The sequence below is a fragment of the Aquiflexum sp. genome (genome assembly GCF_977115555.1).
Genome location: NZ_CDSBKL010000085.1, coordinates 1 through 12,892, shown reverse-complemented (window position 1 = coordinate 12,892; position 12,892 = coordinate 1). Strand labels below are relative to the sequence as shown.

Genomic DNA, 12,892 nt, shown 5'->3' with positions numbered 1-12,892 from the left:
GCCGAGCAAATAAAGTTTATGCTGGATTGGATGTATGACCTGAAAGTATTGGAACAACAAGTATTCGGAAAAGGGCATGTTTTTTTACTGGCCAAAGAGGAAGACAAGTTTCTGGGATTTGCAGCCTATGAGGTTCATTGTCAGAATCAGGCAAAAACCAAAATCCATAAAATTTATATTTTACCGGAAATGCATGGAAAAGGAATCGGTAAAAAATTGATCAGCCACGTCCGGGACATTGCAATCATGGCGGGTGACAGGTCAGTGTACCTTAATGTAAATAGGTTTAATGAAAATGCGATTACATTTTATAGCCATATCGGATTTTATGAAGCCTACAGGGAAGTGATAGACATCGGGAATGGCTTCGTCATGGATGATATTGTAATGGAAATGGAATTGGATTAATTTCCCGTATCGAGCTTATAGTGCAGCAACGGTTTTTCTCCTAACAGGTGCTCTATAAAGTAGTCCCATCTCTTCTTGGTAAAGTAATCGCCTGACGCTCTTCCAAAACTATGGTTCCTGCTTGGCCAAATAAAAAGGTCAAAGTCCTTTCCTGCATTGATCAAGGCCTCGGCAAATTTGTAAGTAGCTGAGGGATTTACATTTTCATCTATGGCTCCGTGTGCGAGTAGAAGCCTTCCTTTAAGGTTTGCCGCATTGGTAATATTAGATTGCACATGGTAATATTCCCCAACAGGATATCCCATATACATTTCCGGCCACCATGCCTTTTCCATTCTGTGGTCATGGTCTCCTGCGGACGCTACTCCCACTTTGTAGAAATCAGGGTGCAAAAGCATCGCCCGGGCAGCATCATATCCACCTGCAGAATGTCCAAAAATCCCCACCCTGTCAATATCAAGGAAAGAAACCTTTTCTGCTAGCTGTTTGATAGCCAAAACGTGGTCTGTGGTTCCATCACCAAGATTTCGGTAAGAAACATCCGCAAAGGCCTTGGAACGGCCTGCGGTACCCAATCCGTCCACGGTGACTACTGCAAAACCAAACTCAGCCATTGGCTGCTGTAGCCCGAATAGACCCGCTTTGAACGTTTTGGGAGTGGTTGCAGTATGAGGTCCCGAATAGGTATAATCTATGACAGGGTAGGTTTTTTCAGGATCAAAATCAGTGGGTAAAAAGTAAACTCCATAGATTTCTGTTTTACCATCTTTGCCAATGGCCGAAAATTGCTTTGGGGATTTATACCCTCTTGCAGTTAAATTAGAAATGTCAGCGGTTGAAATCTCCTTGATGATTTTGCCGGTTGAAATCTCCCTCAAAACAGATTTTGTGGGTTGGTCTACTGTCGAATAATTGTCCACAAAATAATTTTTGTTTTTAGAAATATAGATTTCATGGTAGGCGTTTTCTGGAGTCAGAAGTTCTAGTTGACTACCATCCAAATTCACTTTATATAGATGGGGATAATATACGTTTCTACCATTTTCTTTTCCTGAAGCTTCAAAATAAAGCTTTTGATCGGATTCATCGACGTGGAGGATGTTGGTTACCTCAAATTGTCCTGAGGTAAGTTGACGGATAAGTTTCCCTGAATTCCAATCATAAAGGTAAAGGTGGTTCCAACCTGACTTTTGAGAACTTAAGATAAACCGCCCATTTGAAAGCCGTTGAAACAGATTGTCACGGTCAATATGTGTATCTGATTCTTCAGAATAAACTTTCCGGACCTTAAAGGACTTGGCATCAATCTCCAGCAAGTCGTATTTTTTGAAACCTCTGGGAAAGTAAAATCCCCAAAGATTTTCGCCACTTTCTTCCCAAGAAAGGCTGAAAGGCATAAAATGGGGTGATTTATATTCCGCAAAAACGTGATTCCCTTTGGTCCCCAAATCAAAAATTACAGGAGTATAAGTAACGACAGTGGTATCTCCCGGTGAACCACGGTAATAAGATAACAAGTCCGGTCTGAATTTTTCCTCCTTGCTAAAATCCAAGAGGAACATTTTTTCGGCAAGCCGAAGGTCCACAATCTGAGTCAGAATCCTTTTGGAGTCCGGAGACCATGACACAAAAAAACGATTGGGTCTAACACCATTTTCACCCTCAATAATATCGCCCCATCCATAGAATGATGCATATTCAAAATCCTGCTTCCCATCAAAACTCAATTGGGTTTCCTCCCCAGTTTCGAGATTTTCTACGTAGAGGTTAAAATTTTTGGTGAAAGCCCGCCAATTCCCGTCAGGAGAAACTGATGATTTCCTCTCCTCTTCCTGTTTCTTAGTCTCAGAAGTCAAGGTTGATTTGGTCTTATTGAAAGTCCAAATTTTATTTCTCCATTCAAAAGAAATTGCTGTGTCACTATTTATTTGGATCCTGTTGATTGGTAATTCCTTACTATCGATTTTTTCACCGGATTGATCTGCCAACAAGCCTGCCAAGGCCTCATGGTCAAATGTTTCTGTAGTGCTTTCGTCGGTCAGAGAAGTAGTAAAAAATCTTTTCCCATCCTTTGTATACGTCACATGCCAAAAGGAATTGCCATCATTTGACCAGCTGGGAATGACCTCTAGGTGATAGATTTCTTTTTGGAGGGAATAGAAAAGGAAGTATTCTGCTTTTTTGTAATCCTCCTCTGTCATCTGCGCGGAAATTGGCTGTTGGCAAAAAAGGAAAAATAACACAACGCTTATTTTCAATATTGGATGTTTCATAAAATATATTTCTCAATTAAATGAATGGTCTTTTCAAATTAGTACTTTTTAATCAGTAGAGGGCTAATAGACTTTTTAATCATGGAAAAATCTTTTTAAAAGAATGAATGATATTGTTATTCCGGGAAAAAAAGAATAAATTTCGATCATATGATAAATTATATTATCAAATGACAGAAGAAAAAAGATACAAAGAAATTTCAGAAATATTGGGAGAGACCAATTTTCACGGGACTTTGGACAATCCTATGGACTTTATTTCTCTTGCCTGTGAAGGAGTAGCTGCTTATGGACTCAATAATTTCAAAGAGGGGTTTGACCTTAGTCTTTCCCAAGTCGCAACGATTTTATCAAGTTCTGAGCCTACTTTGTATCGCCGCATCAAATCCAACAAAAGCCTTCCAAAAAACGATGCCATCAAGTTGCTTGAGGTTACAGATTTGTTTTTATACGGTGAGGGGATATTTGGTTCCAAAGAAGATTTTTTCAAATGGATGGAATTGCCAAACACAGCTTTGGGAGGTATGAAGCCCATGGAGCTCGTAGAGGTCCCTGAGGGAGTCTCTAAGGTGTTTGATTTATTGGGCAGGATTGAGTATGGCGTATATAGCTGATGTTGGTTTACAGGCTTTGCAATCCAAAATACAGCAATGACCTCAGTGGCACAGGTGCTGCCATTACCGGAGGCCGTTGGAATAAAAAAGGAAGAGCTGTGCTTTATACAAGTGAATCTACCGCCTTGGCACTGCTGGAGGTAGTGGTCAATATCCCTCCGATGTTTCAGCCAATCCTGAACCTTTTGACATTAGAAATACCTGATAATCTGATCGTTGAAATCTCAGAGGGAGATTTACCTTCCAATTGGTTCAAATACCCTGCTCCTACCATCCTTGCTCAAATCGGAGAAAACTTTTATAAAAATGAATCCATATTGGGAATCAAAGTTCCAAGTGCTGTGGTTTCAAGTAACGCCAATATCATTTTGAATCCAAACTGCAACGAGTTTTCAAAGGTTAAAATCAAAAGCAACGAACCCTTTATTTTTGATCCGAGGCTTTACAGAAAAAGCTATTGATATAAAATAACTGGCTTTTCTCTATAGCAAATGAAAAATCAATCTGAAAATCTGAATTTCAGGTACTTGATTTTTTCACCCTTTTCGCTGAAAAGCTTCTCATACTTTGTCTGAATACCATGGTGTTCATCCTTAAATGGAGAAGCATAAAAATCATGTGTATGGATCAATATTTCACAGTCAAGCCTGTTTTTGATCAATTCTAAAGTGTAGTCAAACAAGCCGGTATTGTCGGTTTTGAAATGGATGATGCCATTTTTCTCCAGAAGTGGCTTATACATTTCAAGAAATTTCGTTGAGGTCAAGCGGCGCTTTTCATCCCCATCTCTCGGAAATGGATCAGGAAATGTAATCCACAGTTCCGCAATTTCAGCCTTGTCAAAATACCTGTCCAATAACTGAATCTGGGTTCTCAAAAAAGCCACATTATGCAATCCTTCGGTGATGGCTATCGTGCTTCCTTTCCAGATTCTTGAACCTTTTATATCCACACCAATGAAGTTACTACCCGGATATTCCCTTGCCAAACCTACGGTAAACTCACCCCTGCCACATGCCAATTCGACTACAACAGGATTGCGGTTTTCAAACTGAACAGATTTCCAATTTCCTTTGATAGTTTCAAAAAGCTCTTTTCCGGGTTGGATTACATTTCGGTTTTGTTCGTTTTGTTTGAACCTTTCCAGTTTTCTTCTACTCATGATTACAAATCTTTGATTTCGGCGACGACAAAAGTACTTCCTCCGATAAATATTAAATCTTCTTTTGAGGATAAAATTTTGGCTTTTTCGATTGCCATATTTACATCTCTTACTATCTCCCCATTCAAACCTGCTTCAAAAGCTTTATTGGCCAATTCCTCCACATGCAAGGCTCTTGGAATAGTCGCCTGACAGAAAATATACCAAGCATTCTTGGGAAGTAGAGACAATACCTTTGAAACATCCTTGTCATTGACCATGCCGATGACCATAAAAAGTTTGTTGAAAGTCTGCTCGTTGATCTGGTCCACGATCGACTTGATACCATCTTCATTGTGGCCGGTATCGCAAACCACCAGCGGGTTTTTTCCCAAAATCTGCCATCTACCCTTTAGACCTGTATTGGAAACAATTTTAGACAAGCCTTTTTTGACAGCCATTTCTTCAATCGTCCATCCAAGGGATCTGAGAATTTTGAGGGTTTGAAGGATTCCTGCAAGGTTTTTTTCTTGGTAATTGCCATGAAGGTCAATTTCAATTTCATGCTTCCCCCCTTCATCCTCAATTGCGAAAAACCGCTTACCTTGCTGACTTGAGCCTTTCCTTTCTACTTTGATATAATCCTCCGCAAAATATATCGGAGCAAAGGATTCTTCCGCTCTCTTTTGAAACACTGAAAAAGTTTCCTCCTGCTTTTGACTGATCACCACCGGGATTTTTGGCTTGATGATTCCTGCCTTTTCGGCTGCGATCAAAGGCAATGTATTCCCTAAAAACTGCATATGGTCAAAGCCAATATTGGTAATCACAGAAACTTCAGGCGATACCACATTCGTAGAATCCAACCTCCCCCCCATTCCCACTTCGATCACTGCAATGTCAACTTTCTCTTTGGCAAAATACCAAAAAGCCATCCCTACAGTCATTTCAAAAAAACTTGGTTTCAATTCCTCCAAAAAGGTCTTGTTTTCTTCCACAAAATCAACCACCTCTTTCTCTGGAATTTCAAGACCATTGATTTTAATCCTTTCTGTAAAAGATTTCAAATGGGGTGAAGTATACAAACCCACTTTGTAACCCGCCTCCATCAGGACTGAACAAATGGCATGGGAAGTGCTTCCTTTGCCATTTGTGCCTGCCACGTGTACGCATTTCAATCCTCTTTCAGGATTACCAAGGTGGGCGCATAGCGCATAAGTATTGTTTAAATCATTCCTATAGGCAGCAGCTCCGATTCTCTGAAACATCGGCAAAGCATTGAACAGATAGTCCAACGTCTCTTGGTAAGTCATGGATTAATCTACTTTGATGATAAAAGTGATTTTGCCGGTAGAATAATCGGCTGTTGGATTTCCTGATTGGCGTTTGAAATTGACTTGATTTACAACTGTTCTGTAATAAGCCAATACTTCATTGGACACGTTGTATTCCAAAGGAACAGCCTGCACGATTTTGCCATTGTCATCAACAGTGATTTTAAAAACTATTTTTCCGTTTCGGGTAGATACATTGTCTTTGATATTTGGTCTGGAAGCAAAATCCCATCCTGCAAGATCCAGACCGACTCCGGAAGAAGGACCTGGCGCACCTTCACCTGAACCTGATCCCATCAATGCCCTTCCGTCCACAGTTCCTGTTGGTTTTCCTTCGTCTCCCTTTTTGTCGGAAGTCCCTTGGGCACTTCCTGACGCTGTTTTGGCACTTGAACCTGAAGTGCCACCCGCTCCAAAAATAGCTCTTTGGTCAATCTTAGGTTTTTCTTCTGCTTTGGTAGTGGTTTTCTCAGCCTCTGCAGTAGAAGGTTGGGTCACAGGAGTTGGATCCTTTTTGGCAGGACTTGGTTCTTTGCTTGCGGTACTTGATTTCTCACTTCCTTTTATCGGACTTGGTGCTTTGGATTGTGCCTCATAGGTGGTTTTGGCAGGAGAAGATTTTGGTTTGGCGGCCTCTGTTTTTGGTTCTGACACAGGAACAGAGGACTCTACGGGTTTTGAAGCTTGTTCGCCGGGTGCAGGTGATTCGGTGTTATTGGTAACAGCTTCTGCAGCAGGGGTAGTAGTTTGCCTGTTTCCACTTCCAGTATCAGAAAATCCCAGATTGAGTTCCATGCCATAGGTTTCGAGTGGAGGAATTTGTTCTTTCCACACTACTATAAAATAGATAGCAATCAACAAAAGTACATTGACCAAAAAAGTGATGATCAGCGCTTTTCTTTTGTTTTCAGCTTCTTGGCTATCTGTTTCCCAAATCTGCATTTTACTTATATGGTTGTGTTGCGATAGAAACGTTTGCTTCTAGATTTGCGGCAATTCCGCCGATTTCGACCAAGTACTCCACAGGTACTTGTTTGTCAATATGAAGGACTACCTGACCTTTTTTGTCTTTCAGGAGAGCTGTAAGTTCGGTTTTGATCTGATCTCTGCTTACCACTTTATCATTAACGGAAAACTTGAGGTCCTTGGTTACTGTCACCGTCACTTCCTGCATGACTATATCAGAGGTTTCGCTTGATGGCAAATTGACAGGGAGACCCGATGGCGTGATGAATGAGGATGTCAACATAAAGAATATCAGCAGCAAGAAGATGATATCCGTCATCGAAGACATACTGAAAGCGGCATCAACTTTATGTTTGGATTGTAAGCCCATGTTATTTGTCTTGCAATAAGTCGATGAATTCCACAGAGGTATATTCCATGCTGTGTACCAATTTAGAAACCTGACTGACCAGGTAATTGTAACCCAAGTAAGCAATAATCCCAACCACCAAGCCTGCAGCTGTGGTAATCATCGCTTCATAGATACCTGTGGACAATAATTTGGGAGAGACCATCCCTTCTTCCTGTGCCACTGCAATAAATGCCTGAATCATCCCTGTGACTGTTCCCAAGAAACCGATCATCGGAGCCGCACCGGCTACCGTAGCCAATATCCCAAGGTTCTTCTCCAATTTATAGATCTCGATTTTCCCGACATTCTCAATGGATACTTCAATATTTTTCAAAGGACTTCCTATCCTTTCCAATCCTTTGGCAATCATACTAGCGACAGGCGTTGTTTCACCTTGGCATAGAAATTTTGCCTGATCGACTTTTCCTCCCTGTACCAATATTTTAATCTGATCCATCAGGTGTTTTGGAGATTTGGCGGCTTTGCGAAGGGTAATCAGCCTTTCGACAAAAATAAAAATCGCTATCACAAAAAGGATGTATAGCGGAATCATCATGTATCCACCCTTGATCAATAAGTCAAGCAAACCGATACTGGGTTTGCCCGGTTCCATCAAGGAAAGTGAATCTGCCATTATTTGGCCATCGGTACTCAAGGTTTGTGCTAAAATCATGTTAATATTTCAAAATCCAAGTTGATTCATTAATGTCAGCTTTGGCAGCAGCCAAATCGTCCGTGGCTGATTTAAAACTACTATACTTCCCAACGGAAAGACGGTAATTTTTGGTATCTCCTGAAGGAAAAATGAGCCAGATATCTTTCCCTTTATCCAACAATACCTGTGCTTCTTCTCTTGCTATTTTTTCATTGGGCAAGCTTGCTACCACCAAATGGTAATAGCTGGCCGATTCTTTTGTTTTTAGGATTATCAAATTCCCCCCTGATGATGCAGCGATAGTTGGTGCAGGAATCTCTGCAGGTACAGTTTCAACCACTTCTGTAACAACTGAATCCTGTTTAGACGCTACTGCTTCTTCGATTTCAACAATTTCAGGAAGGTTTTGCGGCTCTTCCGTTTTCTCTTCGGCGATATCTGCAATTGCTGTTTCCTCTTTTTGATTTGGCAGGTAATACAGGAAATAAGCCATCGAGGCCAAAACGATCACAATCAATAATACCAGACTGAAGAGCAAAGGAACCTGACTCTTTTTCTTCCTTTCAGGTGTTTCCCTAGATTCGAATTTAATCGCTGCAGGTTTTGATACAGGTTCATTCAAGGTTTCTTTCTGAACGGTCTCCTTTTCTTTTTCATCTTCTGATTGGACAGAAGTTTCATTTTGCAATGAAGTCTGCAAAGGCTCAACTTTCACGAATGGAAAACCATAGTCTTTATCAGCTGAATTGGGGTTATTTTCAGTGTCCTTTTCCATTATTGGTTTAAATCTTTAAAGCCTTGCAAACTAAATGAAATGGGTGAATCGCCAAATTGATTTTTGAACAAAGGTATGATTCAAAGTGACAATAAATCTAAAATTTAATTGTTGCTCCCACAATACCTTGGATTCCCCGTACAGGATAATTCAAAAACCTTTGGTTGTTTCTGTTCAGAAGGTTATTGCCAATGGCAAATGCTGATATCCTTTCTGTGATCTGATAATCCGCTTTTATTTGTAAATCCAAAATCGCAGGCAATACCTCTGTAAGGTCACTTTGCTGGTTGAAACCAACGATTCCTCCCATCAGATGTGCATTGAGGTAAATTAGCCATTTTTCAGCAGGAGTGAATTGATTGTTGAGTTTAAACTCCCATTCAGGTCTTTGGTAAGCGGCTCCCAAGGTACTTAATGTATAATGGAAATAATCGGCAGTAGCAGTCATTTTATACCATCCTTCATATTCCCATCCCACTTTCAAAGTATAATTCAATACCCTTGTATTTTCATCATATAGTAAATTGAACCGGAGACTATCTGTCGCACTGTTTGCAAAAAAGTGCATATTTCTATATTTCCCAACATTAAACCCAGCCTCGTAGGTTAGGCCTTCGAGAACCGTGCCTTTTATACCTGCACCTGTTCTGAAGTTTTGAATCGTATTGAGCAATTGCGTACTAGGACCCAAAAACTGGTTTTCCATCACAAAATCATAATAGGTTTTTCTCAAAACATCTCCTTCAAAATCTGCATAAACTCCAATTTCCTTGCTCATCATATACTCACCGCCTAAAGAAGGGAAAATATGGAAGTCAGAATTTTTATTTAAGGTGACATCATTTTCAAAAATTATATTTACCCCTGCTTTGATTATTAATGACTCATCCCGATATCCGACATAGGGTTTGATTTTAAAGTAATTCCTATTGATGTCTCTATAAAATTCATCTTTTGGACTAGTCAATGACAAATCAAAATCAATGGCTCCATTCAGATTTTCATTATACCAATAGGAGGAATTTGCTTCAATTGAAACTTCATTTTCCGCCGCCTGAAAATTATCATTGAAAGCCCTGACTCCGAGCTTTAAATTGTAATTGACCCCTTCCATTTTATCAATATCCTGAATCCCTCCAAAAAACTGGATGGTATTCAGAATATTCTGACTTGGCACAAAATCAACAAGGTTCAAGTCCTCCGGATCATAGCCATAGAAATTGAACATATGCCTGTCATACTTTATGCCTCCATAAATCTTAAAAACATCCATAAAGTACGTGCCGTCCAATCCAAAATTGGAAAAACTCTCCCCTGAATTTCGGCCATCAATAGGACCTCGGGCAAAACTTTGGTGTTTGAATTTTGCTCCGAAATCATATTTATCATCTTCCCAGATATTGTATCGCCCTTCCAACAGCGGAGAACCGTAGTTTCCGTATCCCACTCTTGCAAAACCACGGTATTGCTCTTCCACGACTTTGGGGAAATTCTTCTGCGCAGCTTCAGCCTTGATCACGATGGGAGGAAGGGTAAGAAAATATTGCTTTACATCATAATTAAAAGTCGAATTACCTTTTGTGGCAGGCAAAGCAGGAATCCTTTCAAATCTTCTTGGCTGTACCGGCAATGTCAAAACCCTGTCTTTTCTTATGATAAATTCCTGGTCTTTGACTTCACCCTTTTCTTGTCCAAAGGACAATCCTGGAAGCATTATCAATACCATAAGGCTAAAAACAGCAAATATGAAAGCCTTTTGGACGGAGTGTTTCATCTTATTCTCTTTCATACTATTTTATCTCAGCCAATTTTTTATTTGCCATTTCTTTAATTTCTTGATTCATGGAATTTTCAAGAATAGATTCCAATGTCGCTTTTGCCTGAAAAACCTCATTCAGTTTCAGGTAATTGTCTGCCAAAAGAATAAAGCATCTCCCATACCAATAATCGTAGGGAAAGAAAGGTCCCGAAAAGTCAAATATGGTATTGTTAGATTGTTCATTGCTTCCTTTCCTTGCCTGGCTTTCAGCCAAAAGGTATAAGCCTTCAGCACCGTGCACGGTCTTGTATTCATTGATCAAATCCATCAATGTTTCGTCTGCTTTGGCATCATTTTTCAGCTCTCTTTGGGCTTTTGCTTTTAGCAAAGTCGCCTCCGGTACCGCATCTTGGGTTACACTACCCAATTGGATCACTTTGTCCGCAAAGTAGGATGCAGAATCAAAATCCTGTGTCTGATAATAGGCATTCATCAAACCTGAGAAAACCTCGAATTCCTCGATTTTATTCCGCGAATAGTTGATGGCTTCCCTATAAAAACCTATAGCCTGTTTATAATTGCTATTTTCCATCTCAATGGCAGCTATTCGTTGGACGGCTTTAGTTCTTTGGGTTGAGGTTTTTACTTTCTCTATCTGATAGAAATATTCCAATGATTGATCCTTTTGTCCAAGCTTGTAGTAGGAATCGGCGATGAAGTAATTGGCCTCATCTCTATTGGCAGATTGGGGATAATTTTTGAGGTATCCGGAGAAAGCATTGATGGCTTGGTCTAGAGAATTGCTGAAATAGAGATTTTTGGCAGCCTCATATTCTAAGTTTTGAAGGCTTTTGTTTTCAGGGTTCGCATTTCTGTAGGTTCCAAGATACTGCGAAAACTCAGCAGATCTTCCCTGAAGTGCCAAAGCTTCCTGCAGTCCCACAAGCGCCGATTCGGCATTGGAGGAATTGGGGTGGTTTTGTAAAATCTTCTTATAATCCTCTATCGTCTGATCATAATTCTGAAGGGAAAAATTAGCCACTGCCCTACCCTCTAAGGCAAAAGGCACAAACTGACTGTTGGGGCGGCTATTGATCAGTGTGGAATATCCTTCACGCGCATCGGCATAGCGGGATTCTTCCATATTGATCTGTGACTTTTGGTAGACCGCATCTTCAAAATACAGACTGTTCGGATATCCTGAGATCAATCGGTCTAATTGACTAATGGCTTCAGAATTTCTGTTCTGGAAATTAAAAACCACACCTGACCGAAAATAGGCATAGTCGACTGAAGATCCTCCTTCAGTTATTGCCTTTTGGAAGATGGACTGTGCTTCATTAAATTTTTTCTGTACAAAATAAACATCCCCCAATCTTACCAAAGCTTCATCGTATTTTTCAGGATCATCGTTTCTTCCTCCCTTTTCAACATACTGTCGGAATTGGGGTTCTGCCTTGGCATATTGCTGAAGGTTAAAGTAGGTATATCCTAAACCATAATAGGACTTAAGCAAATAAGGGTCTGTTGCTTTGGGCTTGAGACTTTGAAGTGTTTCGTAGGACCTGATGGCTTGAGGACTTCTGTTGGTGGTGGCAAAGTTTTCCCCTTTCCAGAAATGTGCTTGTATCACCAAATCTTTGTCTATCGGTGAAGCCAATGATTTATCAAAATAGGTTGTGGCCAAGTCATGCTTTTTGTCCCGATAATACACTATACCTTGATAGAAAGTAATCTTTTGATAGGCAGCTTTTAGCCTGTCCGACTTGCGTGACATCTTTTCGATATGTTCGATGGCACGCAGGTAATTGTTAGTGTTTATCAGTGCATCCGTAAGCAATGTTTCGGCTTCGTTGGCGTAAATCCCATTTGGAAAATTCTCCAAATACGCATCAAGGGCGTTGACAGCTTCCAGAAAACTTCCTCTTTCCAAATTGACTTTGGCAAAATTTACCAAGGCATCTTCCTTGATTTTTGGGTCACTGTTATTTTTGTAAGCTGCATTGAAGCTTGTAGAGGCAAACTGTGGGTTGTTTAACTTGACATAAGCATGCCCAAGATAATAACTGGAAACCTGCCCTATTTCATCTTCAATTACTGCAGACACTTTGAAATAGTCGGTCGCTCTCTGAAAATTTCCGATTTCAAACTGTGCAACTCCTGCTTTATATACCTGAGACCTGTCGAGATCTCTTTTTTTAGCATTTACAAATAGGTCGTAATTCTGTGCGGCCGCTTGGAAATTTCTTTTTTCAAAATAGGCTTCAGCCAAATAAAGTTGGATTTCTTCTTTACGGTCAAGATTGGGTCTGGATTTCAAAACCGGTTCTGCATAGGCTATCAATTCATCATAATAACCCTGTTGGTAATATATCCCGGCAAGCATATAGGGTACTTTTGAAGCATAAAAAGTCGCTTTTTCTGCTTCCCTAAAATCTTTGATTGCCTGATCGTAATTCCCTGACTCTTTGGAAATAAACCCTGCATAATAATAGGCATCAGCCGAATATCCCCCTTTTTCTACTTTTACCTGATTAAAATAATTCAGGGCGTTTTTGAAGTCCTTGAGCTGAAAA

The 12,892-nt window shown here is 40.2% G+C and carries 12 protein-coding genes; 3 read left to right on the top strand and 9 right to left on the bottom strand.

What is annotated here, in order from left to right; genetic code table 11:
* Positions 1-408 (top strand): N-acetyltransferase family protein (locus ACZFYI_RS07475; protein ID WP_462523501.1); only part of this gene is annotated, 408 nt, incomplete at its 5' end.
* On the opposite strand, the gene ACZFYI_RS07470 is transcribed toward ACZFYI_RS07475, so the two are convergent.
* A complete protein-coding gene (locus ACZFYI_RS07470; RefSeq protein WP_462523500.1) occupies positions 405-2,609 on the bottom strand; it encodes a S9 family peptidase in 2,205 nt (734 codons plus the stop codon). The genes ACZFYI_RS07475 and ACZFYI_RS07470 overlap by 4 nt on opposite strands.
* Positions 2,610-2,851: 242 nt before the next feature.
* Here ACZFYI_RS07470 and parS point away from each other — a divergent pair, with 242 nt between their 5' ends.
* Positions 2,852-3,295, top strand: a complete 444-nt coding sequence (gene parS, locus ACZFYI_RS07465) for a type II RES/Xre toxin-antitoxin system antitoxin (RefSeq protein WP_462523499.1) — start codon at positions 2,852-2,854, stop codon at positions 3,293-3,295.
* Entirely contained in the window at positions 3,295-3,756 is a 462-nt protein-coding gene (locus ACZFYI_RS07460) for an RES family NAD+ phosphorylase (RefSeq protein WP_462523498.1), read from the top strand. The genes parS and ACZFYI_RS07460 overlap by 1 nt, the downstream gene beginning before the upstream one ends.
* 38 nt (positions 3,757-3,794) lie before the next feature.
* Here ACZFYI_RS07460 and trmB read toward each other — a convergent pair whose 3' ends face one another.
* The 8 genes from trmB to ACZFYI_RS07420 all read right to left on the bottom strand — a co-directional run.
* Positions 3,795-4,457 carry a tRNA (guanosine(46)-N7)-methyltransferase TrmB gene (trmB, locus tag ACZFYI_RS07455; RefSeq protein WP_462523497.1) on the bottom strand — a complete coding sequence of 221 codons (663 nt, stop codon included), beginning with the start codon at positions 4,455-4,457 and terminating at the stop codon, positions 3,795-3,797.
* Positions 4,458-4,459: 2 nt separating this feature from the next.
* Entirely contained in the window at positions 4,460-5,749 is a 1,290-nt protein-coding gene (locus ACZFYI_RS07450) for a bifunctional folylpolyglutamate synthase/dihydrofolate synthase (protein ID WP_462523496.1), read from the bottom strand.
* Positions 5,750-5,752: 3 nt separating this feature from the next.
* Positions 5,753-6,712 (bottom strand): energy transducer TonB, encoded by a 960-nt coding sequence (locus ACZFYI_RS07445; RefSeq protein ID WP_462523495.1) that lies wholly within the window; start codon positions 6,710-6,712, stop codon positions 5,753-5,755.
* A gap of 1 nt (position 6,713) precedes the next feature.
* Positions 6,714-7,106, bottom strand: a complete 393-nt coding sequence (locus ACZFYI_RS07440) for an ExbD/TolR family protein (protein WP_462523494.1) — start codon at positions 7,104-7,106, stop codon at positions 6,714-6,716.
* 1 nt (position 7,107) lies between these two features.
* Positions 7,108-7,800 carry a MotA/TolQ/ExbB proton channel family protein gene (locus ACZFYI_RS07435; RefSeq protein WP_462523493.1) on the bottom strand — a complete coding sequence of 231 codons (693 nt, stop codon included), beginning with the start codon at positions 7,798-7,800 and terminating at the stop codon, positions 7,108-7,110.
* A gap of 1 nt (position 7,801) precedes the next feature.
* Positions 7,802-8,557, bottom strand: coding sequence for an SPOR domain-containing protein (locus ACZFYI_RS07430; protein ID WP_462523492.1), 756 nt, complete (start codon positions 8,555-8,557; stop codon positions 7,802-7,804).
* Between the two features lie 97 nt (positions 8,558-8,654).
* Positions 8,655-10,346, bottom strand: a complete 1,692-nt coding sequence (locus ACZFYI_RS07425; protein WP_462523491.1) for a TonB-dependent receptor — start codon at positions 10,344-10,346, stop codon at positions 8,655-8,657.
* A gap of 1 nt (position 10,347) precedes the next feature.
* Positions 10,348-12,892, bottom strand: a 2,545-nt coding sequence (locus tag ACZFYI_RS07420; protein ID WP_462523490.1) for a tetratricopeptide repeat protein, incomplete at its 5' end; no start/stop codon positions are given.